This window comes from Streptomyces hokutonensis (assembly GCF_042751305.1).
Taxonomy (GTDB): Bacteria; Actinomycetota; Actinomycetes; order Streptomycetales; family Streptomycetaceae; genus Streptomyces; species Streptomyces hokutonensis_A.
In genome coordinates this window covers 174673-197545 of record NZ_JBHYWD010000014.1, presented here as the reverse complement: position 1 = coordinate 197545, position 22873 = coordinate 174673, and the positions used below count along the sequence as shown (strand labels likewise).

Below are 22873 nucleotides of genomic sequence, written 5' to 3'. Positions count from 1 at the left end.
ACCCACCCGGTCGGGGGCCGTTCCCGTGCGCCTCCGCGCGGTCAACTCGCGTAGACACGAGGCAAATTGTCGCGCCCGGTCACCTGATCGACACGCCTCGTTTATTTACAGGACCGCATGTGCATGTCACGCTCCCGTTTGCCGCCCCATTCAACCCGCGTAGATGGGACACTCTTTATGTTGGTGACTCGCATGCACCGCTGGAAAACGGTGGCGTTGACCACCGCAGCGGTCCTGGTGGGCCTCGCGGCCCCGACCCTGACGGCGACTCCGGCCTCCGCCACGACGACGGCGTACGACTCGACGTACTACAAGAACGCGGTCGGCAAGACCGGTACGAGCCTGAAGTCCTCGCTGCACACGATCATCAGCACCAACGTCACGAAGATCTCGTACTCCGCGGTCTGGGACGCGCTGAAGGCCACCGACCAGGACCCGAACAACAGCAACAACGTGATCCTGCTGTACAGCGGTGTCTCCCGCGCGAAGTCCCTGAACGGCGGCGACGTCGGCGACTGGAACCGCGAACACACCTGGGCCAAGTCCCACGGCGACTTCGGCGAGGTGGTCGGCCCCGGCACGGACCTGCACCACCTGCGTCCCGCCGACGTCCAGGTCAACAGCATCCGCGGCAACCTGGACTTCGACAACGGCGGCAGCGCGGTCACCAACGGCGGCGGCAGCACGGTCGACTCCGACTCCTTCGCACCGCGCGCGGCGGACCGGGGCGACGTGGCCCGCATGATCCTCTACATGGCCGTCCGCTACGAGGGCGACGACGGCTTCGCCGACCTTGAGCCCAACGAGAAGGTCAACAACGGCAGCAACCCCTACATGGGCAAGCTCTCCGTCCTCAAGGCCTGGAACGAGGCGGACCCGCCGAGCGCCTTCGAGGAGAACCGCAACAACGTCATCTACAACACGTACCAGCACAACCGGAACCCGTTCATCGACCACCCGGAGTGGGTGGAGGCGATCTGGTAGGCGGGAGTTGCGGGTTGGGCTCCTCGTGATCTGCGGGGAGCCCGGCCAACCGCTGTCAGGAACCTCAGCTGTTCTGGATGCGGCGGGCCGCGGTCACGAGTTCGGCAGGCAGCGCGGGACCGGCACACGCGTAGTCGATCAGCAGGTCCCGGTAGGAGTCGTTCGGCAGGTTCGGCGCCAGTTCGATGAGTTCGCCCAGTTCGGCGGGTGAGCCGGTCAGCCGTGCGCGGTAGGCGGCCCCGGCAGCGCGGAGTGTGGGTTCGGTCGGCTCGTGCTTCATTCCCTGGTCGATCAGGCGGACCGCGGCGGCGAAGTCGCCCTGCTCGGCGTGGACGTCGGCCAGGTCGAGGTGGAGCGACCAGTTGGCCGGGTCCAGGGCGATACCGCGCTCGAACGCCGCCACCGTCCGTTCAGGATCACCCAGCTTGCGCCATGTCCCCGCTCGCACGACCTCCGTCAGCATGATCCGCTCCACGGAGTCCGCCCGGTCGCAGAGGGCGAACGACGCGTCGGTGAGACCGCAGGTCCGCAGCAGGATCGCCATCTTGGCCAACGCGTCCGGCAAGGGCCGGCGGGCAGCCACCGCGTCGATCGCCCGGAACCAGGGCCGGAACCGTTCCCGCGTGCTTTCGCTGTCCAGAACACGGCCACGGCCCATCGTCCGCATTGCGGCCTCGGCCAACGCATCGGCACTCACCACGCCGAGGAACCGTGCATCGCCGAACCAGGGGGCATGGGCCCATGCGATGTCGGGTCGCGCACCCGTAACCGATCCGATCGCCAGCGCCGCACGGTCCATGTCACCGTCAAGGAAGCTGACGTACGACAGCGCCAGCAGCGCCCTCAAGGAGTCGGCACCCTGAACGACCTCGGCCAGTTCGGACGGCTTGTCCCTCCACAACTCGGCAAGGACCGTATAGGGCTGGGGATCCTCAGGTGCGGAGGCGATGGCACCCGCCAGATAGTGCACGGCCGCTGCGGGGCTGCCCCCGCAGTGCGCCATCACCTGCGCGAGACCTACCCCAACTGCCACCGCCCGATTCGACATTGCCAGAGGGTATCCCTGACGGCCGCCGCCTCCACCGGTGACCCCATCGTGGGCTCGCCCTGCCTCAAATACCGGCCGCACCCCAGCCCACAGCATCAAGCACAAGAGGGCGAATACGTTGAATCCGACGGCCGGCAGCTGCGTTTTCAAGACCGCGCAACCGTCCGAGCCGCACTCAGCCCTCGAAGTCGTACTCCAAGATGTACGACGCCGCGTCCAGCACCATGTCGTTCACCTCGACCACCCGCCCCTCCGCGTCGAACGCGGTACGTACGACGAGCACCACAGGCACCCCGGACGACAGGGCCAGCCGGTCGGCCTCCTGGGCGCTGGGCATGCGGGAGCGGATTTCCTCGCGGAAGCGGACGGGCCTGCGGCCGAGTTCCTCAAGCCTGGCGTACATACCGCCGGGGCCGGTCTCGGGCTGCATGATCCGCGTACCGGCGACCAGTTCGGCCGGAAGGTAGGAGGTGGACAGCAGCACCGGCTTGCCGTCGAGAACGTACCGGCGGCGACGCACGCAGACCCGTACCCCCTCGTCACTCAGATTCAGCACTCCCGCGATCGCGGCCGGAGCATCCTCCTCGGCCACTTCCACCGAGTCGACGACGAGTTCGCGGTCTCCGGCATCGGTCGCCCAGATGGAACGCCCCTCGCCCCACTGCGCGTGCGCGAGGCGTTCGAGCCCGCGTCGCCGGATGGGCTTGAAGTCACGGACGAACACCCCGGCTCCTTTGCGCGCTTCCGCGATGCCCTCCGTCTGGAGAACCCCGAGAGCCTGTCGGGCCGTCATCCGAGCCACGCCGTGTTCGGCCATGAGGTCGTTCTCGCCGGGAAGCCGTTCACCGGGCCCGTACTCGCCGGCCTCGACAGCCGCTCGCAGTTGCGCCGCGATGCGCTGGTACTTCGGCTGACGCCCCGTGTCCCCGCCGCTCATCCAGGCCTCTCCTCCGGTCATCTCTAGACATCTTAGGCATCAGCCGCCACACCTTCACAGCCGACCGCCGATCTCGGACGAGCAATTTCTCACATCTCTAGAGATCTATTGACGCACCTAGACGTAGGCCGCTTCACTGACCACGGATCACATCTCTAGAGATGTGCGTCCGTCCGCTGCCTGCCGTGGAGGTCTTCATGTCAGCCCACACCGCGACCGCACAGCCCGCAAGCCCCGACATGCGGGAGGCTTTGTGGCAACTCCCGCACAGTCCGCGCAGTGCTGGGCACGCACGCGCGCTCCTTCGCCTGCAGCTCACGGACTGGAAGATCGCCGGCGAAGTCGCCGACACCGCCGAGCTGTTGCTCTCGGAACTCGTCACCAACTCCGTCCGGCACGCACGGACTCCGCCCGGCCGCGAAATCGGCGTGCGCTTCGCCACGTACGACGGACGGCTGCGCGTGGAGGTCGCAGACGCGAGCGACCACCGGCCCCAGCCCCGAGAAGCCGCCCTCGAAGACGAAGGAGGCCGGGGGCTGGCCCTCGTGCAGTCCTTGGCGAAGCGCTGGGGATGCTGTCCCCGCCTGCACGGCATCGGAAAGGCGACATGGGCGGAGCTGTCGCTGCCACGATCAACGCGGGCAACACTGCGGTACCGCTGATGCGTCGATACCGTTGAAATCGTCGTACACCGCATCTCGCCGCCCATATAAGGAGATCCCTGTGGCCGACGCCTCCGTACCCCCGCCGGACCGACCGGCCACGCCGGACGACGCCGTCACGGTGACGCTCACCTACACCGGCGACCAGGCCGAAGTGCTGCGCACTCTCGCACTCCTGGAGGGACGTACACCAGAGGAAGTGGCGTTGGACCACATCGCACGCGGCATCCCGTTGTCCTTCACCTCGCCCTTGGGGGAGGACTCGGAGGCGATGGCCGTTCTGGCGCGGGCCATGTTCGACGGACCTTCAGACTTGGCCACTCGATCCAGCGAGGACCTGTTCGAGGAAGGTGGCCGTTGAAGCGGCATCTGTTCGGCGTCGCGGACACATCGGTGCTCCTCGCCGTCTACAACCGGAAGGACGCTCATCATGAGTCCTCCGTACAAGCGCTCTCCCTGGTCGACCGACTCGTGGTGTCACCGATGGTCCTGGCCGAGCTGGACTACCACCTGACGACGAAGATCAGCGGCAAGGCGGCAGCGGACGCCCTGGCGAGCATGCGCGCCTGGGCGAGTACGGATCGGCTCACACTCGCCACGGTGGGCTGGCCGCTCCTGAGCGAGGCCGAGCGTCTGATGCGTACGTACGCGGATCACGACGCCATCGGCATGACCGACGCGGTCAACGCCGTTCTGGCCTGGGCGCTGCCACAGCCGGTTGTCCTCGCCCTCGACCATCACTACCGAGATGTCATCGCACCCAGGACTCGCGCCGAGGTTCCGCTGCAGGTGCTCCCAGCGCTCGCATAGCGGGTTGAACTCCTATTATTTCAGGGGGAGTTCAACCGTTTCCTGATCACCTCCGGCGCAGCAGCCGCCGCGCCACCGCATGCGCCCCGACCGTGGCCACCCCGGCAAGCACCGCAACCCCGTGTCACATCACGCGGTCCCGTGGGACGCACGACACCAGCCCGCCGCAACCGCCCCCGGGCCCACAGCGTGAATGGGACGGCCACCAGCGGCGAGGTGACCACCTCGGGCGTGTATCCGCGGACGGCGACGGCTGTGGCGAACTCCCGCCCGTCCGTGGCCTCCAGCCGCCGCCACACCAGTTCCGGCACGCGGGGGTACCGCCGCCGCAGCCCGGGCACCCGCCCTCGGGTCCAGCCCGGCATCGCGGCCACCTCCTCCAGATCGTGTACCGCCCAGGCCGCCAACAGCCCGAAAGTCACACCGACTTCGACGGCAAGGGGCGCCCTCGCCCACCCCATGTCCACCCATGGCAGGAAGTCTGTCAGCGCGCGGGACACCGGTACCGGCGAACATTCGGCCGTTCGGAGGAAACCCGGGTCCCGTCCGCGCTCGTACGCCGACGGCGGCGGCCGGAACGGCATCGTGGCTCCCGACCCGACCCACCCCCAACCCCCGTCCAGGAGGACTTCATGCTCGGCACCGACTTCGTCACCGGATCGCCCAACTGGCTCGACCTCGGCAGCCCGGACACCGACGCCGCCGCCGCGTTCTACGGCGCTGTCTTCGGCTGGCAGTTCGTCTCCGCCGGGCCCGAGACGGGTGGATACGGCTTCTTCCAGGTGGACGGCAAGACCGTCGCCGCCCTCGGACCGCTCACCGAGGAAGGGGCGCGGTCCGCCTGGATGATCCACTTCAAGACCGAGGACATCACGGCCACCGTCCAGGCCGTCACGGCCGGCGGCGGAACCGTACGGATGGAGCCCATGGACGTCATGGGTGAGGGCATGCTGGCCCAGGCCACCGACCCGCAGGGCGCGCAGTTCGCGCTCTGGCAGCCGGGCAGGACGGCGGGCCTGGAGCTCACCTCGGCCCCGAACACCCTGCTCTGGGCGGAACTGCACGCCACCGACCCGGAGGCCGACATCGCCTTCTACCAGGGCCTGTTCGGCTGGCGCAGCCAGGACATGCCGGCCCCCGGCATGACGTACCGGGTACTGAGCACCAGCGCCGGCGACCAGCAGGACGCTTCCTTCGGCGGGGTCGCACCGCTCAACGCGGGCGAGGGCGAACAGCCGCGCTGGGTACCGTACTTCCACTCGGCGGACGTCGACGCCACGATCGACTCGGCCCGCTCCAACGGCGGTTCGGTACTGATGCCGGCGGCGGACGTACCGGAGGTCGGCCGCATCGCCTGGCTCGCGGACCCCTTCGGCGCGGCCTTCGCCCTGCTGAAGCCGGACCCGCGGATGTGACCGAGAACGTGGGAGGGGCCGGCGAAGACGGCCGCCGGCCCCCCCTCACCCCAAATGCGTAGCCGCGAACATCCGCAACACAGCCGGGAGTACGACCACGGATGGCCCCGGTTCCCCCAACGCCTTCGCCAGGTCCGACTCCAGCGCCTCCGGCGACGTACGCACACCCGGCACCCCGAACGACTCCGCCAGCGCCACGTAATCCGGCCGGGTCAGTTCCGTCGCCGTCGCCTCGCCGAAGGCGTCCGTCATGTACTCCCGCAGAATCCCGTAGCCGCCGTCGTCGACGATGAGCCACGTGACGTTCAGGTCGTACTGTCGCGCCGTCGCCAGTTCCGCGATCGAGTACAGCGCGCCCCCGTCACCCGACACCGCCAGCACCGGCCGCGTCGGGTCCGCCGCCGCCGCGCCCAGCGCCGCAGGGAAGCCGTAGCCGAGGCCGCCCGCGCCCTGGGCGGAGTGGAGGTGGTTGGGGCCCTTCGCGTCGAACGCGGACCAGGCCCAGTAGGCGAGGATCGTCATGTCCCAGAAGGACGGGGAGTCGGCGGGCAGGGCCTTGCGCACCGAATCCAACACGCCCTGTTCCAGGGTCAGTTCCTGAGCGTCGATACGCTCCCGGACGCGGCCCAGCAACTCGGACACCCGCCCCGCCGCGCCCGCGTCCGTCCGCTCCGTCACCGTCTCCAACAGCGCCTGCACCGCGTGCCACGCGTCCGCGTGGATGCCCAACGCCGGGTGGTTCGCCTCCAGTTTGCCGAGGTCCGCCTCGATCTGGATCACCCGGCCGCGCGGCCCGAACGTGTGGTAGTTCGACGACAGTTCGCCCAGACCCGAGCCCACCACCAGCAGTACGTCCGCGTCCTCCAGGAAGTCCGTCGTGTGACGGTCCTCCAGCCAGGACTGGAGCGACAGCGGATGCGTCCACGGGAACGCGCCCTTGCCGCCGGGGGTCGTGACCACCGGCGCCTGGAGCTTCTCCGCCAGCTGCCGCAGCTTCTTCGACGCGTCCGCCCGTACGACTCCCCCGCCCGCGATGATCGCCGGACGGGAAGCCTTCGACAGCAAGTCGGCTGCTACGGCGGTCAGTTCGGGGCGCGGGACCAGGTCCTCCGGGGTCGCGTCCACCGCCGTCACCACCGGCACCAGGGTCTCGGCCAGCAGCACGTCCTGCGGGATCTCCACCCACACCGGGCCGTGCGGGGCCGTGAGCGCCGACTTCCACGCCTCCGCGATCGCGGACGGGATCTGTGACTGCGTACGGACCGTGTGGAGCGACTTCACCACACCCCTGAACGAGGCCGACTGGTCCGGGAGTTCGTGCAGATAGCCGTGCCTGCCGCCGCCCAGGCCCGCCGTCGGGATCTGGCTGCTGATCGCCAGGACGGGGGCCGAGGCCGCGCGTGCCTCCTGGAGCGCGGCCAGTGACGTCAGCGCACCCGGGCCCGTGGACAGCAGCAGCGGCGCCGCCTCGCCCGTGATGCGGCCGTACGCGTCCGCCGCGAACCCTGCGTTGTTCTCCACCCGCAGGCCGATGTAGCGGAGGTCGGAGCGGCGCAGCGCGTCGAACATGCCGAGGGCGTGCTGGCCGGGCAGGCCGAAGACGGTCGTCGCGCCGAGCCCGGCCAGGGTCTCCACGACCAGGTCGCCGCCGTTGCGCCCGGGGGGCGGGTTCAGCGCGGCGGTGATCTGCGCGGCCGTGGGGCGGAGTTCCAGGTCGTGGTCGTGGGTCACTTCGAACGGGCCTCTGCAATCTGACGGGACATGATGGTGATCAGGTCGTACGCGGTGTGCGACGCGGCCACCGACGTGATCTCGGCGTGGTCGTACGCCGGTGCCACCTCGACGACGTCCGCCGACACCAGGTTGCAGGATGACAGGCCGCGCAGGATCTCCAGAAGTTCGCGGGAGGTCAGGCCGCCGGCCTCGGGCGTGCCGGTGCCGGGCGCGTGGGCCGGGTCGAGGCAGTCGATGTCGATGGAGATGTAGAGGGGGCGGTCCCCGATGCGCCGGCGGAGCTGGTCGGCGACCTCGTCGGCGCCCCGGCGGTAGACGTCGGCGGACGTGACGATGCCGAAGCCCATCTTCTCGTCGTCCTTGAGGTCCTGCTTGCCGTAGAGCGGACCGCGGATGCCGACGTGCGAGAGCGCCTCGGTGTCGAGGATGCCCTCCTCAACTGCCCTGCGGAACGGCGTCCCGTGCGTGTACTCGGCGCCGAAGTACGTGTCCCAGGTGTCGAGATGGGCGTCGAAGTGCAGCAGGGCCACCGGGCCGTGCTTCTTCGCGACCGACCGGAGCAGCGGCAGCGCGATGGTGTGGTCGCCGCCCAGGGTCATCAACCGGGCGCCGGTGTCCAGGAGTTGGTCCGCGGCCTCCTCGATCGTCTCGACGGCCTCGTTGATGTTGAACGGGTTCGCCGCGATGTCACCGGCGTCCGCGACCTGCGCCAGCGCGAACGGGGACGCGTCCTGCGCCGGGTTGTACGGCCGCAGCAGCCGGGACGCCTCGCGGATCGCGTTGCCGCCGAAGCGCGCGCCCGGCCGGTAGGAGACACCGGCGTCGAACGGCACCCCGACCACGGCGACATCCGCGCTGCCGACCTCGTCCAGCCGCGGCAGCCGGGCGTAGGTCGCGGGCCCGGCGTAGCGCGGGGTGCGCGAGGAGTCGACGGGGCCGCGGGGCGTCTCGTTGCTGGTCATGGGGACTGCCTTCTTTCCTACGCTTCGTCGCGTATGGGCTTCTTTGTGCGTCTGCTACGACTCTACTGGTGGGCGGCGACCGGTTCGGACGCCAGTTCGGGGGCGCCGCGCCCCGCGAGCCGCTCCCGCCACGCGGCCAGTACCGCCGCGTCGGTCGCCGGCGTCGCGAGTGACACGGTGACGTAGGCGACGAGGGACGACAACAGGCCGTAGTAGACAGGCTCGTTGGCGAGGATGCCGTAGGTCGCCATCAGGCCGACGACCGCGAGGCCGCCGACGGCGACGGAGGCGAGCGCGCCCTGCGCGGTGCCGCGCTTCCACAGCAGGCCGCCGAGGATCGGGACGAGAAGGCCGCCGACGAGGAGGTTGTACGCCACCGTCAGCGCCTCGACGACGTTGTTCAGCGCGATCGCCGTGACGATCACCGCTACGCCCATGACGAGGATGAAGGCACGGTTGCCCCGCACCTCGTCGTGCTGCTCCTCCCCGGCGTCCCGCCGGACGGCTCCGCGCAGCTTCGACCAGATGTCGTTGTTGGCGACCGTGGCGCAGGCGATCAGCGCGCCGGAGGATGTCGACATCACGGCGGCGAGGGCGGCCGCGAGCACCAACCCCCGTACGCCGACCGGGAGTTCGTCCTTGACGATGGTCGCGAAGGCGTCGTCCGCGCTGCCGAGGTTGGGGTAGAGGACCTTGGCCGCCGTGCCGATGACGGCACCGGCGAGGGCGTAGCCGAGACAGTAGGTGCCGGCGACCGTGCCACCCCACTTGGCCGTCCTGTCACTGCCCGCCGTGAACACGCGCTGCCAGATGTCCTGGCCGATGAGCATGCCGAACGTGTAGATCAGGACGTAGGTGAAGATCGTCTCGCCGCCGATGCCCAGCGGGTCGAAGTAGCCGGTGGGCAGCTTCGCCTTCATCTCGCCGAAGCCGCCCGCCTTGACGACCGCGATGGGGAGCAGGAGCAGGAGCACGCCGATCGTCTTCACCACGAACTGCACCATGTCGGTGAGGGTGATGGACCACATGCCGCCGAGCGTCGAGTACGCGACGACGATCGAGCCGCCGAGGACGATCGCGACCGTGCGGTTCATGTCGAAGAGGACGTCGAAGATCGTGGCGTAGGCGATGGTCGAGGTGACCGCGAGCATCAGGGTGTAGGCCCACATGACCACGCCGGAGATCACTCCCGCGCGGCCCCCGTACCTGAGATCGAGCATCTCGGAGACGGTGTACACCTTCAGGCGGGCGATGCGGGCGGAGAAGAAGACGGAGAGGGCGAGCAGGCCGAGGCCGATGGTGAAGACCATCCACGCCCCTGACAACCCGTACTGGTAGCCGAGGCCCACGCCGCCGATGGTGGACGCGCCGCCGAGGACGATGGCGGCCATGGTGCCGGAGTACATGACCGGGCCCAGCCGGCGGCCCGCGACCAGGAAGTCGCTCTTGGACCTGGCGCGGCGCATGCCCCACCAGCCCATGGCCAGCATGCCGGCCAGGTAGACGACGATGACGGTGTAGTCGACGGCCATACGGGGGCCTCCTTCGCGCGCTCTCGGGGTCGTCCCGATGTCTCGGGGGGCTTGCGTCGCGACCGACCCTAGGTGGCCGGAAAGCGGCTGCGAAGTGTACGTTTCATCCATTCGAGCACGAGGTGATGGAGGAAACGTCCACCATGCCGGACCTCACGACACCCCCGACACCCCCGACACCCCCTACGCCCCCTACGCCCCCTACGCCCCCCGTACCCCTCACCGCCCTCCTCGCCCGCGAGGACCTGGGGCTGCGGCAGATCGCGGGCCCCACCGACCCCGACATCGTCGTCCACTGGGCGCACACGTCGGAGATGCCGGACCCGTATCCGTATCTGCTGGGCGGTGAGCTGCTGCTGACGGCGGGCGTCCACATCCCGGAGGCGGCGGGCTCCGATGGGGGTCCCCCCGGTCGAGCGAAGCCGAGACTGGGGGAGTACTTCGCCGACTACGTCTCCCGGATCGTCGAGGCGGGCGGTGTGGCCCTCGGCTTCGGCGTCGCGCCGGTCCACGACACCGTGCCGAGGGCCCTGGTCGCGGCCTGCGAGCACTACGACCTGCCGCTCCTGGAGGTCCCGCCACGCACCACCTTCTCCGGGGTGGCCCGCGCGGTCTGGCAGCTGATGGCGCAGGCCCGCCTCGCCGAACTCCGCCGCGTCACCGAGGCCCAGCAGAGCCTGGCGGCGGCGGCCTCCCGCCCCGATCCGGTCCCTTCGGTGCTGCGGCAACTCGCCCAGCGCGTGGGCGGCCGGGCCGTGCTGTACGGGCCCGACGGCACCGAGATCGCGGCGGCCGGGCGGGAGGCGGCGGAGGTGCGGGACGCGCTGGCGGGACTGGCGCGGATCGTGCGTCCCGCCGGAAGTCCCTCGTCCACGTCCCCCACCTCCGCCACCGACACCGTCCCCGGCGCCCATCTCGCGGCCTACGCCCTGGGTACCGGTCAGGGTTTCGTCCTGGGGGTCGCCGCCCCGCACCGCGACCCCGGCGACCACACCATCGCCTCCGTCGCCGCCGTACTGCTCTCCCTCCTCACCGGTGAACACCAGAGCCGCACGGGGGCGAACCGCTCTTCGGCGCTCGTACGACTGCTGCTGGGCGCTCCGCCGGAGGACGTGGCGCCGCTGCTCGGCGCGGACCGGTGGACCGTCGTGCACGCGGCGCCCGACACCCCTGTTTCGGACCCGGTGGCCGCGTCCGCGCTGGGGGCCGCCCTCGGTTCCGCGATGATCGACCTGACGCCGGAGGTGGTACGGGTACTGGTCCCCGCCGATCGTGAACCCGCCGCGCAGCCCGGCTGGACCCTCGGTGTCAGTACCCCCGTGGCTCCCCAGGACTGGTCCGCCGCCGACACCCAGGCGGCCCGTGCCCTGGCCCGGGCCCGTGCCACCCGCGCCCCGCTGGTCCGGCACGGCGCCGCCGGCCGCCCCGGCCTCGCCGAACTGGTGCCCCACGGGGAAGCCGAGGCACACGCCCGCGCCCTCCTCGCCCCGCTCGCCGCGAACCCCGCGCTCACCGAGACCCTGCGCACCTGGCTCTCCCTGCACGGGAGTTGGGACCGTACGGCGGTCGCGCTCGCCGTGCACCGCAACACCGTGCGGCAGCGGATCGCCCGGTGCGCGGCGCTGCTGGACGCGGATCTGGACGATCCGGACGTACGGATGGAGCTGTGGTTCGGCCTGCGTCAGCTGTGAGCGGGCGGGGCGAGTGATCCACATCCCAGCGTGCGGGACGCCGGGCACCGGCACAGCCCGCTGCTCCACAATGGGGACCATGCCGATACCCGGGACCCCAAGCCGCGCCGAGCTCGTCGATCACCTTGTGAAGACGCGTATCGCGGGCGACGTAGCCACCCCCCGCGAGAACAACCTCTCCCACTACCGCAAGCTGGCCAACGGCGACCGCCACTACTGGTTCGGCCTGGAGCTCGGCGACCGGTGGTCCGACGAGCAGGACGTGCTCGCGGTGATGGCGGAGCGGGTGGGGGTGAACGACGATCCCGAGTACCGCTACGGCCAGGACACCATCGACCCGGAGCTGACGGTCGCGGCGCTCGACCGGCTCGCCGCGCGGCTGCGCAAGGCGGCCGACGGGCAGCAGCGGGTCCTCTTCGCCACCGGCCACCCGGGCGGCCTGCTCGAGGTGCACCACTCCACGGCCGCCGCGCTGCGCACGGCCGGCTGCGAGATCGTGGTGATCCCGGAGGGGCTGCAGACGGAGGAGGGGTACGTCATGCAGTTCGCGGACGTGGCCGTCCTGGAACACGGCGCCACGCTCTGGCACACGCACTCCGGTGAGCCGATGAAGGCGATCCTGACCGCCATGGAGCGCGAGGGCCGCCCGCTGCCCGACCTGGTCGTCGCCGACCACGGCTGGGCGGGCTACGCGGGCCGGCACGGCGTCGACTCCGTCGGCTACGCGGACTGCAACGACCCGGCGCTCTTCCTCGCCGAGTCCGAGGGCACCCTCCAGGTGGCCGTCCCGCTCGACGACCATGTGGTCAGCCCCAGGTACTACGACCCGCTGACGGCGTATCTGCTGGCGGAGGCTGAACTGAGCTGAGGGGCAGTGGCCAACTCCCTTGTCATGGCCAGGAGTTCATGGCCATGAGTTCACGGCCAGGGGTTCACGGCCACGGGTTGAGCCCCTCCGCCCGGCGCTGCGCGTATCCCGGTGTCGGGTCCAGGTAGACCCGGTTCACCGACGGGAACGCCTCCCGCAGCCGCTGTTCGGCCTGTTCGCAGGCCCACTCGATCTGCGCGGCACTCGACTTGTCCCGGAAGTCGATCTTCGCGGCGACCAGCGCCTCGCGCGGGCCCTGCACAAGGGTCGTCAACTCCAGTACGGCTTCGATGTGTTCGACCCCGAGCAGTTCCTCGCGGATGCGGTCCCGCATGGGCTTGGGCAGGGGGCGGCCGATGAGGAGTTCCGCGTTGGAGCGGCCCAGCACCCAGGCGACGTAGAGCAGCAGGAGGCCGATGCAGAGGGACGCGAGGCCGTCCCAGACGCCGGAGCCGGTGAGCTGTCCGCCGAGCAGACCGCCGGCCGCGAGGACCAGGCCGACCAGGGCGGCGGAGTCCTCCAGTACTACGGCCTTCACCGCGGTGTCGGGGGTGTAGCGGAGGTAGCGCTTGAAGGAGGCGTCGAAGCGGGCCGCCTCGCCGCGCGCCTGGCGTACGCCCGTCCGCAGGGAGTAGCCCTCCAGGAGGAAGGCGACGCCGAGCACGATGTAGGAGATGAGCGGGTCGCCGAGGTCCTCGCCGGCGACCAGGGTGTGGATGCCGTCGTAGATCGAGAAGACGGCGCCGCCGACGAAGGTGGCGACGGCGGCGAGCATCGCCCAGATGTAGCGCTCGGGGCCGTAGCCGAGGGGGTGTTCCTCGTCTGCGGGTTTCTCGCTGCGTTTGAGGGCGGTGAGGAGGAGGAGTTCGGTGACCGTGTCGGCGACGGAGTGCGCGGCCTCGGAGAGCATCGCGCTGGAGCCGCTGATGACGCCCGCGACCGCCTTGGCCAGCGCGATCCCCAGGTTGGCGACGGCCGCGACGATCACCGTGAGGGTGGACTCGCCGCCGCCCTCGGTTTCCTCTGCTTCTGCCATGGTCCTCAGTGTTCCCGAGGAACCCGGACGACACCCTCCTGGATGACGGAAACGGCCAGCCGCCCGTCCTGCGTGTAGATCCGGGCCTGCCCGAGCCCGCGCCCGCCGTACGCCGACGGCGACTCCTGGTCGTAGAGCAGCCACTCGTCCGCGCGGAACGGCCGGTGGAACCACATCGCGTGGTCGAGCGACGCCCCTACGACGTCCCCTACGGCCCAGCCGCCGCGGCCGTGTGCGAGGAGGATCGAGTCGAGGAGTGTCATGTCGGAGACGTAGGTCGCGAGGACCACGTGGAGGAGCGGGTCGTCCACCAGCTTGCCGTTGGTGCGGAACCAGACCTGGGAGTGCGGTTCGCGCGGCTCGCCGAAGCGGCCGTACGGCGGGTCGTCGACGTACCGGAGGTCGATCGCCTCGCGGGCCTCCAGGAATCGTTCAACGATCCCCCGGTCGAGGTGGTCGTAGCCGAGCAGCCGTTCCTGGCCGGTGGGAACCGTCTCCGGGTCGGGGGCGGTCGGCATGGGGGTCTGGTGGTCGAGGCCTTCCTCGTACGCCTGGAAGGACGCCGACAGCGCGAAGATCGGCCGGCCGTGCTGGACGGCGAGCACGCGGCGGGTGGTGAAGGAACGGCCGTCGCGGATCCGCTCGACGGTGTAGACGATGGGCGCGCCCGGGTCGCCCATGCGCAGGAAGTACGCGTGCAGGGAGTGCGCGTACCGGTCGGCGGGGACCGTCCGTCCGGCGGCGACCAGGGCCTGGGCCGCCACCTGGCCCCCGAAGACGCGGGGGACGACGGCGGAGCGGGACTCGCCGCGGAAGATGTTCTCCTCGATCTGCTCGAGGTCGAGCAGATCGAGGAGATCCTGTAGTGCCTGGTTCATGGTGTTAGTTGTACCGGGCAGTAATTGCCGGGACCTTACAGACCCATGTCCTTGGCGATGATCGTCTTCATGATCTCGCTGGTGCCGCCGTAGATGCGGTTGACGCGGTTGTCCGCGTACAGGCGGGCGATCGGGTACTCGTTCATGAAGCCGTAGCCGCCGTGCAGCTGGAGGCAGCGGTCGATCACGCGGTGCGCGACCTCGGTGGTGAACAGCTTGGCGCTGGCCGCCTCGGCGGGGGTCAGCTCACCGGCGTCCAGGGCCTCGGTCGCGCGGTCGACGACGGCCTCGGCGGCGTCCACCTCGGCCTGGCAGGCGGCCAGTTCGAACTTGGTGTTCTGGAACGCGGCGACGGGCTGGCCGAAGACCACGCGGTCCTGGACGTACTGCTTCGCGAACCGGACGGCGGCCTTCGCCTGTGCGTAGGCGCCGAAGGCGATGCCCCAGCGCTCGGAGGCGAGGTTGTGGCCGAGGTAGTAGAAGCCCTTGTTCTCCTCGCCGAGGAGGTCCTCGACGGGCACCTTGACGTCGACGAACGCCAGCTCGGCGGTGTCGGAGGTCTTCAGGCCGAGCTTGTCGAGCTTGCGGCCGACCGAGTAGCCCTCGGCCTTGGTGTCCACCACGAAGAGGGAGATGCCGTGGCGGCGGTCCTCCTTGGTGGACGGGGAGGTGCGGGCGCAGACGATCATGCGGTCGGCGTGCACACCGCCGGTGATGAAGGTCTTGGCGCCGTTGAGGACGTAGTGCGTGCCGTCCTCGGAGAGCTTGGCGGTGGTCTTCATGCCCGCGAGGTCGGAACCGGTGCCCGGCTCGGTCATCGCGATGGCCCACATCTCCTCGCCGGAGACGAACTTCGGGAGGTACTTCTTCTTCTGCTCCTCGTTGGCGAGCAGCTTGATGTAGGGCAGGCCGAGCAGCACGTGCACACCGGAGCCGCCGAAGGAGACACCCGCGCGCGCGGTCTCCTCGTAGAGGACGGCCTCGAACTTGTACGAGTCGATGCCCGCGCCGCCGTACTCCTCGTCCACGCGGATGCCGAAGACGCCGAGCTCGGCGAGCTTGTAGTAGAACTCGCGCGGCGCCTGGCCGGCGGCGAACCACTCGTCGTAGACGGGGACGACCTCGGCCTCGATGAAGGCCCGCAGGGTCTCCCGGAACGCCTCGTGGTCCTCGTTGAACACAGTACGGCGCACCGCCGCCACCCTTCCTTTGCGCCTGAACCGGCGCCGCTCTCGCGGATGTGGTTGCTCGCCATCGATGGCTAAGCGCTTGCTCAGCATCGAGCGTACCGGCCGGTAGACAGGGGCGTCCAGTGGAACGGGCACGTAACGCTCGTCACGCCGCCTTCGCCCACCCACACGCCCGACTCGGCAGGCCGAGAGGCCCCGACACGGGGCTCCACCCCGGACCCCGACGACGCCACGGCCGTCGGCCACAGCCCCCCAGAACTCAACCACCAACGGCACCCATCACGCCGCCCCACCCACCCGCTCGGCCCGGCAGACCCAGCGGCCCCGACACGGGGCTCCACCCCGGACCCCGACGACGCCACGGCCGTCGGCCACAGCCCCCGGGACTCAACCACCAACGGCACCCATCACGCCGCCCCGCCCACCCGCTCGGCTCGGCAGGCCGAGAGGCCCCGACACGGGGCTCCGCCCCGGACCCCGGGGGGCGGCTCGTCCGGGCCCGCGTCGCCGGCCTCGCCTGCGTCCGCCGACCGCACCCGGTCCGCGGCTTGCGCCCCGGCCTTTGCCCGATGGGCTTCCGGTCTCCGGCCCTCGGCCCTTGGCTGACGGTTTTAGGCTTCGCGCCTGCGGCCCCCGGCTGCCAGTTCGTGGCTTCGCGCCTCCAGCCTCCAGCCTTCGGCTTGCGGCTCGCGGCTTGCGGCTTGCGTTTCTCGTCCGGTGGCCTTCGGTTTGCGGCGACCGGTCCCGGCCCGGATCCGCCCTCGTCAGCCCGTCGAAGCCGCCGCCCCGAGCGCCCCCCGGGCCATCCGGTGCAGCAGCTCCGCCGTCGTCCCGCGCCCGGGCAGCGAGCCCGGGCGGCCCAGGTGTGGGGTCGAGTTGAGGAGGCCGAAGACCGAGTGGACCGCCGATCGTGCGCTGGGTTCGGTCAGGTCCGGGTACACGTCCCGTACGACCTCCACCCACAGTTCGACGTACTGGCGCTGGAGCTGACGTACCAGCTTGCGGTCGGTCTCGCGGAGGCGGTCCAGTTCGCGGTCGTGGAGGGTGATCAGGGGGCGGTCGTCGAGGGCGAAGTCGATGTGGCCCTCAATGAGGGAGTCGAGGAGGGGCTCTGCGGAGGTGACGCCTTCCGCCTCCGCAAGTCGGCGCTTCGCGCCTGTCAGCAGTTGGCCGCTGATGCCTACCAGGAGTTCCGCGAGCATCGCGTCCTTGCCGGGGAAGTGGCGGTAGAGGCCGGGGCCGCTGATGCCGACCGCGGCGCCTATCTCGTCCACGCCGACGCCGTGGAATCCCCGCTCGGCGAAGAGCCGCGCGGCCTCCTTGAGGATCTGCTCGCGGCGGGTGGGGGCGTCGGTTCTCGTGGTCATGAAAGCAATTCTAGACAGAGAGGTTAGCGGTCGTTAACCTGAAGGAGATGGTTAACGCTCATTAACAGCCGAGAGCGGCCGATCGCTGTGCGAGGGGACCCACGGAATGCAAGAGGCACCGGAGCTGACGAGCGCGGCCGATCCCGCGTCGGAGGCGTGGCGGGCCAACGAGGCGGCGCACCGCGCGTTGGGCGAGGAGTTGCGCACGAAGCTGGCCGCGGCCCGGCTCGGCGGGGGTGAGCGGGCCCGGGAACGGCACACCGCGCGCGGCAAGCTGCTTCCCCGCGACCGCGTGGACACACTCCTCGACCCCGGTTCGCCCTTCCTGGAGCTGGCGCCACTGGCCGCCGACGGGATGTACGACGGGGCCGCCCCGGCCGCCGGTGTCATCGCCGGGATCGGGCGGGTGAGCGGGCGCGAGTGCGTGATCGTCGCCAACGACGCCACGGTCAAGGGCGGGACGTACTACCCGATGACCGTGAAGAAGCATCTGCGCGCCCAGGAGATCGCCCTGGAGAATCGGCTTCCGTGCATCTATCTCGTCGACTCCGGGGGTGCCTTCCTGCCCATGCAGGACGAGGTGTTCCCGGACCGCGAGCACTTCGGGCGGATCTTCTTCAACCAGGCCCGGATGTCGGGGGCGGGGATTCCGCAGATCGCCGCCGTGCTGGGGTCCTGTACCGCCGGGGGCGCCTATGTGCCGGCCATGAGCGACGAGGCCGTCATCGTCCGGAATCAGGGGACCATCTTCCTCGGTGGGCCTCCCCTGGTGAAGGCCGCCACCGGTGAGGTCGTCACCGCCGAGGAGCTGGGCGGCGGCGATGTCCACGCGCGCGTGTCGGGTGTCACCGACCACCTCGCGGAGGACGACGCGCACGCCCTGCGGATCGTCCGGAACATCGCCGCCACGCTCCCCGCGCGCGGGCCGCTGCCCTGGGAGGTCACCGAGGCGGTGGAGCCGAAGGTCGACCCCTACGGGATCTACGGCGCGGTCCCGGTCGACTCCCGTACCCCCTACGACGCACGGGAGATCATCGCGCGCGTGGTCGACGGTTCGCGCTTCTCCGAGTTCAAGGCCGAGTTCGGGCAGACCCTGGTCACCGGCTTCGCGCGCATCCACGGCCACCCGGTGGGCATCGTCGCCAACAACGGCATCCTGTTCTCCGAATCCGCCCAGAAGGGCGCCCACTTCATCGAGCTGTGCGACCAGCGCGGCATCCCGCTCGTGTTCCTCCAGAACATCTCCGGATTCATGGTCGGCAAGGCCTACGAGGCGGGCGGCATCGCCAAGAACGGCGCCAAGATGGTCACCGCCGTCGCCTGCGCGCGCGTGCCGAAGCTGACGGTCGTGGTCGGCGGCTCGTACGGCGCGGGCAACTACTCGATGTGCGGCCGGGCGTACTCGCCGCGCTTCCTGTGGATGTGGCCCGGCGCCAAGATCTCCGTGATGGGCGGCGAGCAGGCCGCGTCGGTCCTCGCGACCGTGAAGCGGGACCAGTTGGAGGCGCGCGGCGAGGAGTGGCCCGCCGAGGACGAGGACGCCTTCAAGGACCCGATCCGGCAGCAGTACGAGCGTCAGGGCAACGCCTACTACGCGACCGCCCGCCTCTGGGACGACGGGGTCATCGACCCGCTGGAGACCCGCCAGGTCCTCGGCCTCGCCCTGACCGCCTGTGCCAACGCGCCGCTGGGAGACCCCCAGTTCGGCGTCTTCCGGATGTGATGAGGGTGCCCGAGATGGTCGACATGTTCGAGACGGTCCTGGTGGCCAACCGGGGCGAGATCGCGGTCCGCGTGATCCGCACCCTGCGCTCGCTCGGTGTGCGCTCGGTGGCCGTCTTCTCCGACGCCGACGCGGACGCCCGGCACGTCCGGGAGGCCGACACGGCGGTACGGATCGGTCCCGCCCCGGCGGCGGAAAGCTATCTGTCCGCGGAACGGCTGCTGGAGGCTGCCGCCCGTACCGGCGCGCAAGCCGTGCACCCGGGCTACGGCTTCCTCGCCGAGAACGCGGCCTTCGCGCGCGCGTGCGCCGACGCCGGGCTGGTCTTCATCGGTCCTCCGGCGGACGCGATCGCCCTCATGGGGGACAAAATCCGCGCCAAGGAGACGGTGGAGGCGGCCGGTGTCCCGGTCGTCCCCGGCGGCCGTGACCCCGAACTCGCCAAAGCGGCACACGAGTTGGGCGCGCCCGTCCTCCTCAAGCCGTCGGCCGGCGGTGGCGGCAAGGGCATGCGCCTGGTCCGCGACCTCACCCTCCTGGACGACGAGATCGCCGCCGCCCGCCGCGAGGCCCGCGCCTCCTTCGGCGACGACACCCTCCTGGTCGAGCGCTGGGTGGACCGCCCCCGCCACATCGAGATCCAGGTCCTGGCCGACGGCCACGGCAACGTCGTCCACCTCGGCGAACGCGAGTGCTCCCTCCAGCGCCGGCACCAGAAGGTCATCGAGGAGGCCCCGAGCGTGCTCCTGGACGAGGCCACGCGCGCGGCGATGGGCGAGGCGGCGGTCCAGGCGGCCCGCTCGTGCGGGTACGCGGGCGCGGGCACAGTGGAGTTCATCGTCCCGGGGAACGACCCGTCGTCGTACTACTTCATGGAGATGAACACCCGCCTCCAAGTGGAGCACCCCGTAACGGAGTTGGTCACCGGGCTCGATCTGGTGGAGTGGCAGTTGCGCGTGGCGGCGGGTGAGCGGCTGCCCTTCGGCCAGGAGGACATCACCCTCACGGGGCATGCCATCGAGGCTCGGATCTGCGCGGAAGACCCCGCGCGCGGGTTCCTGCCCTCCGGCGGCACGGTGTTGAAGCTGCACGAACCGCAGGGCGACGGCATCCGCACCGACTCCGGGCTCTCCGAAGGCACCGAGGTCGGCAGCCTCTACGACCCGATGCTCTCCAAGGTCATCGCCTACGGCCCCGACCGCGCGACCGCGCTCCGGAAACTCCGGGCCGCCCTCGCGGACACGGTCACGCTGGGCGTGCCGACCAACGCCGGTTTCCTACGGCGGCTGCTGGCCCATCCGGCCGTCGTGGCGGGCGAGTTGGACACCGGGCTCGTCGAGCGCGAGGCGGACTCCCTCATTTCGGACGAGGTCCCCGAGGAGGTCTACGAGGCGGCGGCCGCCGTACGGCTGGAGGCGCTGCGGCCGGAGGGCGGGGGCTGGACGGATCCGTTCTCGGTGCCGAGCGGCTGGCGGCTGGGCGGTGCTCCGAAGTCGGTCGGCTTCCAGCTGCGGGTGACCGAGCCCGTGGAGTACGTCCCGCGCGGGAGCCACACCGTCACCGAGGACCAGGTCGCCGTCACCCTCGACGGGGTCCGGCACACCTTCCGGCGGGCCGGTGACTGGCTGGGCCGGGACGGGGACGCCTGGCAGGTGCGGGACCACGATCCGGTGGCCGCCTCGCTCAGCGGGGCCGACCGCTCCGGTGCCGGTTCGCTGACCGCGCCGATGCCGGGGACGGTGACCGTGGTGAAGGTCGCCGTCGGGGATCAAGTGACCGCAGGACAGAGCCTGTTGGTGGTCGAGGCGATGAAGATGGAGCACGTCGTCTCCGCGCCGCACGCCGGCATCGTCACCGAACTCGATGTGACCCCCGGCGCGACGGTCGCCATGGACCAGGTGCTGGCGGTCGTCACACCTGCGGAGGAGGACCAGTGACACTCCCGATGGTCGTACCGGCCCCCGACCTGCCCGCGCGGGTGCGCATCCACGAGGTCGGGGCCCGTGACGGACTCCAGAACGAGAAGTCGACCGTGCCCACCGAGGTCAAGGCCGAGTTCATCCGGCGACTGGCCGACGCGGGCCTGACCACCATCGAGGCCACCAGCTTCGTCCACCCCAAGTGGGTGCCCCAACTGGCCGACGCCGAGCAGCTGTTCCCGCTCGTGCGCGACCTGAAGGGCGTACACCTGCCCGTCCTGGTGCCGAACGGCCGTGGTCTGGACCGGGCCCTGGCCCTGGACGCGAACCGCGTCGCCGTGTTCGCCAGTGCCACCGAGTCCTTCGCCAAGGCCAACCTCAACCGCACGGTGGACGAGTCGCTGGCCGTGTTCGCCCCGGTCGTGGCCCGCGCCAAGGACGAGGGCGCCCATGTGCGCGGCTACCTCTCGATGTGCTTCGGAGACCCCTGGGAGGGCGAGGTCCCCATCGCCCAAGTGGTGCGTGTCTGCCGGGCGTTGGTCGACATGGGCTGCGACGAGCTGAGCCTCGGCGACACGATCGGCGTGGCAACTCCCGGGCACGTTCTGGAACTTCTCGCCGCGCTCAACGAACAGCACGTCCCCACCGATGTGCTGGGCGTGCACTTCCACGACACCTACGGCCAGGCTCTCGCCAACACCCTGGCCGCCCTCCAGCACGGCGTCACCACCGTGGACGCCTCCGCGGGCGGCCTCGGCGGCTGCCCGTTCGCCAAGTCCGCCACCGGCAACCTCGCGACCGAGGACCTGGTGTGGATGCTCCAGGGTCTCGGCATCGACTCCGGAGTCGACCTCGACCGTCTCACCGCCACCAGCGTGTGGATGGCCGAACAACTGGGCCGACCCAGCCCGTCCCGCACCGTCCGCGCCCTCTCCCACAAGGACCAGTGACCGCCATGGACCACCGTCTCTCCCCCGAGCTGGAAGAACTCCGCCGTACGGTGGAGGAGTTCGCGCACGACGTGGTGGCGCCGAAGATCGGCGACTTCTACGAGCGGCACGAGTTCCCGTACGAGATCGTCCGTGAGATGGGCCGCATGGGCCTGTTCGGGCTGCCGTTCCCCGAGGAGCACGGCGGGATGGGCGGCGACTATCTGGCGCTGGGCCTGGTCCTGGAGGAGCTGGCCCGGGTCGACTCGTCGGTCGCGATCACCCTGGAGGCGGGCGTCTCGCTCGGCGCGATGCCGATCCATCTCTTCGGCACCGACGCGCAGAAGGCCGAGTGGCTGCCCCGGCTCTGCTCCGGCGAGATCCTCGGCGCCTTCGGGCTGACCGAGCCGGACGGCGGCTCCGACGCGGGCGCGACCCGGACGACCGCCCGCCTGGACCCGGACACCGACGAATGGGTGATCAACGGTTCCAAGTGCTTCATCACCAACTCCGGTACGGACATCACGGGTCTGGTGACGGTCACCGCGGTCACCGGCCGCAAGCCCGACGGCAAGCCGCTGATCTCGGCGATCATCGTGCCGTCCGGGACACCCGGTTTCACGGTCGCGGCGCCGTACTCGAAGGTCGGCTGGAACGCCTCGGACACCCGCGAGCTGTCCTTCGCGGACGTCCGGGTCCCGGCGGCGAACCTCCTCGGTGAACAGGGCCGCGGCTACGCCCAGTTCCTGCGCATCCTCGACGAGGGCCGGATCGCCATCGCGGCACTCGCCACCGGCCTCGCGCAGGGCTGTGTCGACGAGTCGGTGAAGTACGCCAAGGAACGGCACGCGTTCGGGCGGCCGATCGGCGCCAACCAGGCCATCCAGTTCAAGATCGCCGACATGGAGATGAAGGCCCACACCGCCCGCCTCGCCTGGCGCGACGCGGCCTCCCGCCTGGTCGCCGGCGAGCCCTTCAAGAAGGAGGCGGCCCTCGCCAAGCTGTACTCCTCCACCATCGCCGTCGACAACGCCCGCGACGCCACCCAGGTGCACGGCGGCTACGGCTTCATGAACGAGTACCCGGTGGCCCGCATGTGGCGCGACTCCAAGATCCTGGAGATCGGCGAGGGCACCAGCGAGGTCCAACGGATGCTGATCGCCCGCGAGTTGGGCCTCACGGGCTGAG

General features: G+C 70.4%; 20 protein-coding genes and 1 pseudogene. 11 read left to right on the top strand and 10 right to left on the bottom strand.

Translation table 11 applies throughout. From position 1 onward, the window contains the following. The first annotated feature begins 177 nt into the window (after nucleotides 1-177). Nucleotides 178-984: an endonuclease I family protein gene (locus ACFXC1_RS32705; protein ID WP_381249478.1), complete on the top strand. Its 807-nt coding sequence runs from the start codon at nucleotides 178-180 to the stop codon at nucleotides 982-984. Nucleotides 985-1048: 64 nt separating this feature from the next. Here ACFXC1_RS32705 and ACFXC1_RS32700 read toward each other — a convergent pair whose 3' ends face one another. Together ACFXC1_RS32700 and ACFXC1_RS32695 are read right to left on the bottom strand one after the other, a co-directional pair. Then, nucleotides 1049-2032 carry a tetratricopeptide repeat protein gene (locus ACFXC1_RS32700; RefSeq protein WP_381249475.1) on the bottom strand — a complete coding sequence of 328 codons (984 nt, stop codon included), beginning with the start codon at nucleotides 2030-2032 and terminating at the stop codon, nucleotides 1049-1051. A 175-nt stretch (nucleotides 2033-2207) separates the two neighbouring features. After that, nucleotides 2208-2990, bottom strand: a complete 783-nt coding sequence (locus ACFXC1_RS32695) for a GntR family transcriptional regulator (RefSeq protein WP_381249472.1) — start codon at nucleotides 2988-2990, stop codon at nucleotides 2208-2210. Between the two features lie 176 nt (nucleotides 2991-3166). On the opposite strand from ACFXC1_RS32695, the gene ACFXC1_RS32690 reads away from it, so the two are divergent. The 3 genes from ACFXC1_RS32690 to ACFXC1_RS32680 all read left to right on the top strand — a co-directional run bounded on the left by ACFXC1_RS32690 (nucleotide 3167) and on the right by ACFXC1_RS32680 (nucleotide 4441). Continuing rightward, nucleotides 3167-3631 (top strand): ATP-binding protein, encoded by a 465-nt coding sequence (locus tag ACFXC1_RS32690; RefSeq protein WP_381249469.1) that lies wholly within the window; start codon nucleotides 3167-3169, stop codon nucleotides 3629-3631. A gap of 61 nt (nucleotides 3632-3692) precedes the next feature. Next, nucleotides 3693-3992 carry a hypothetical protein gene (locus ACFXC1_RS32685; protein WP_381249466.1) on the top strand — a complete coding sequence of 100 codons (300 nt, stop codon included), beginning with the start codon at nucleotides 3693-3695 and terminating at the stop codon, nucleotides 3990-3992. After that, entirely contained in the window at nucleotides 3989-4441 is a 453-nt protein-coding gene (locus tag ACFXC1_RS32680) for a type II toxin-antitoxin system VapC family toxin (protein ID WP_381249464.1), read from the top strand. The genes ACFXC1_RS32685 and ACFXC1_RS32680 overlap by 4 nt, the downstream gene beginning before the upstream one ends. 46 nt (nucleotides 4442-4487) lie before the next feature. Here the strand turns inward: ACFXC1_RS32680 and ACFXC1_RS32675 are convergent. Next, nucleotides 4488-4902, bottom strand: a pseudogene (locus tag ACFXC1_RS32675) (HXXEE domain-containing protein). A gap of 171 nt (nucleotides 4903-5073) precedes the next feature. Between ACFXC1_RS32675 and ACFXC1_RS32670 the strand changes: the two are divergent. Then, complete coding sequence (locus ACFXC1_RS32670) at nucleotides 5074-5856, top strand: VOC family protein (protein ID WP_381249462.1); 783 nt, start codon at nucleotides 5074-5076, stop codon at nucleotides 5854-5856. 45 nt (nucleotides 5857-5901) lie between these two features. Here the strand turns inward: ACFXC1_RS32670 and ACFXC1_RS32665 are convergent, their stop codons facing one another. The 3 genes from ACFXC1_RS32665 to ACFXC1_RS32655 all read right to left on the bottom strand — a co-directional run bounded on the left by ACFXC1_RS32665 (nucleotide 5902) and on the right by ACFXC1_RS32655 (nucleotide 10084). Then, nucleotides 5902-7587, bottom strand: a complete 1686-nt coding sequence (locus ACFXC1_RS32665) for a thiamine pyrophosphate-binding protein (protein ID WP_381249459.1) — start codon at nucleotides 7585-7587, stop codon at nucleotides 5902-5904. After that, nucleotides 7584-8552 carry an agmatinase gene (speB, locus tag ACFXC1_RS32660; RefSeq protein ID WP_381249456.1) on the bottom strand — a complete coding sequence of 323 codons (969 nt, stop codon included), beginning with the start codon at nucleotides 8550-8552 and terminating at the stop codon, nucleotides 7584-7586. Before speB ends, ACFXC1_RS32665 begins: the two co-directional genes overlap by 4 nt. 62 nt (nucleotides 8553-8614) lie before the next feature. Beyond that, a complete protein-coding gene (locus tag ACFXC1_RS32655; protein ID WP_381249453.1) occupies nucleotides 8615-10084 on the bottom strand; it encodes a sodium:solute symporter family protein in 1470 nt (489 codons plus the stop codon). Nucleotides 10085-10209: 125 nt separating this feature from the next. Between ACFXC1_RS32655 and ACFXC1_RS32650 the strand changes: the two genes are divergently transcribed. Both ACFXC1_RS32650 and ACFXC1_RS32645 read left to right on the top strand, forming a co-directional pair. After that, entirely contained in the window at nucleotides 10210-11775 is a 1566-nt protein-coding gene (locus tag ACFXC1_RS32650; RefSeq protein ID WP_381249451.1) for a PucR family transcriptional regulator, read from the top strand. Between the two features lie 79 nt (nucleotides 11776-11854). After that, entirely contained in the window at nucleotides 11855-12643 is a 789-nt protein-coding gene (locus ACFXC1_RS32645; protein WP_381249449.1) for a phosphatase, read from the top strand. Between the two features lie 64 nt (nucleotides 12644-12707). Here the strand turns inward: ACFXC1_RS32645 and ACFXC1_RS32640 are convergent, their stop codons facing one another. The 4 genes from ACFXC1_RS32640 to ACFXC1_RS32625 all read right to left on the bottom strand — a co-directional run bounded on the left by ACFXC1_RS32640 (nucleotide 12708) and on the right by ACFXC1_RS32625 (nucleotide 17114). After that, complete coding sequence (locus ACFXC1_RS32640; RefSeq protein WP_381249446.1) at nucleotides 12708-13679, bottom strand: cation diffusion facilitator family transporter; 972 nt, start codon at nucleotides 13677-13679, stop codon at nucleotides 12708-12710. 5 nt (nucleotides 13680-13684) lie between these two features. Continuing rightward, nucleotides 13685-14557, bottom strand: coding sequence for an acyl-CoA thioesterase (locus ACFXC1_RS32635; protein ID WP_381249443.1), 873 nt, complete (start codon nucleotides 14555-14557; stop codon nucleotides 13685-13687). Between the two features lie 35 nt (nucleotides 14558-14592). Continuing rightward, entirely contained in the window at nucleotides 14593-15750 is a 1158-nt protein-coding gene (locus ACFXC1_RS32630; RefSeq protein ID WP_093627016.1) for an acyl-CoA dehydrogenase family protein, read from the bottom strand. 761 nt (nucleotides 15751-16511) lie between these two features. After that, nucleotides 16512-17114 carry an SACE_7040 family transcriptional regulator gene (locus tag ACFXC1_RS32625; RefSeq protein ID WP_381249440.1) on the bottom strand — a complete coding sequence of 201 codons (603 nt, stop codon included), beginning with the start codon at nucleotides 17112-17114 and terminating at the stop codon, nucleotides 16512-16514. 106 nt (nucleotides 17115-17220) lie between these two features. Between ACFXC1_RS32625 and ACFXC1_RS32620 the strand changes: the two genes are divergently transcribed. From ACFXC1_RS32620 to ACFXC1_RS32605, 4 genes are read left to right on the top strand one after another with little or no spacing between them, the layout of a single operon-like run. Beyond that, a complete protein-coding gene (locus ACFXC1_RS32620; protein ID WP_381249437.1) occupies nucleotides 17221-18837 on the top strand; it encodes a carboxyl transferase domain-containing protein in 1617 nt (538 codons plus the stop codon). A 23-nt stretch (nucleotides 18838-18860) separates the two neighbouring features. Beyond that, nucleotides 18861-20774, top strand: a complete 1914-nt coding sequence (locus ACFXC1_RS32615) for an acetyl/propionyl/methylcrotonyl-CoA carboxylase subunit alpha (RefSeq protein ID WP_381249599.1) — start codon at nucleotides 18861-18863, stop codon at nucleotides 20772-20774. A gap of 8 nt (nucleotides 20775-20782) precedes the next feature. Then, nucleotides 20783-21706 carry a hydroxymethylglutaryl-CoA lyase gene (locus ACFXC1_RS32610; RefSeq protein WP_381249597.1) on the top strand — a complete coding sequence of 308 codons (924 nt, stop codon included), beginning with the start codon at nucleotides 20783-20785 and terminating at the stop codon, nucleotides 21704-21706. Nucleotides 21707-21711: 5 nt separating this feature from the next. Beyond that, nucleotides 21712-22872 carry an acyl-CoA dehydrogenase family protein gene (locus tag ACFXC1_RS32605; protein ID WP_381249434.1) on the top strand — a complete coding sequence of 387 codons (1161 nt, stop codon included), beginning with the start codon at nucleotides 21712-21714 and terminating at the stop codon, nucleotides 22870-22872. Nucleotide 22873: the final 1 nt, after the last annotated feature.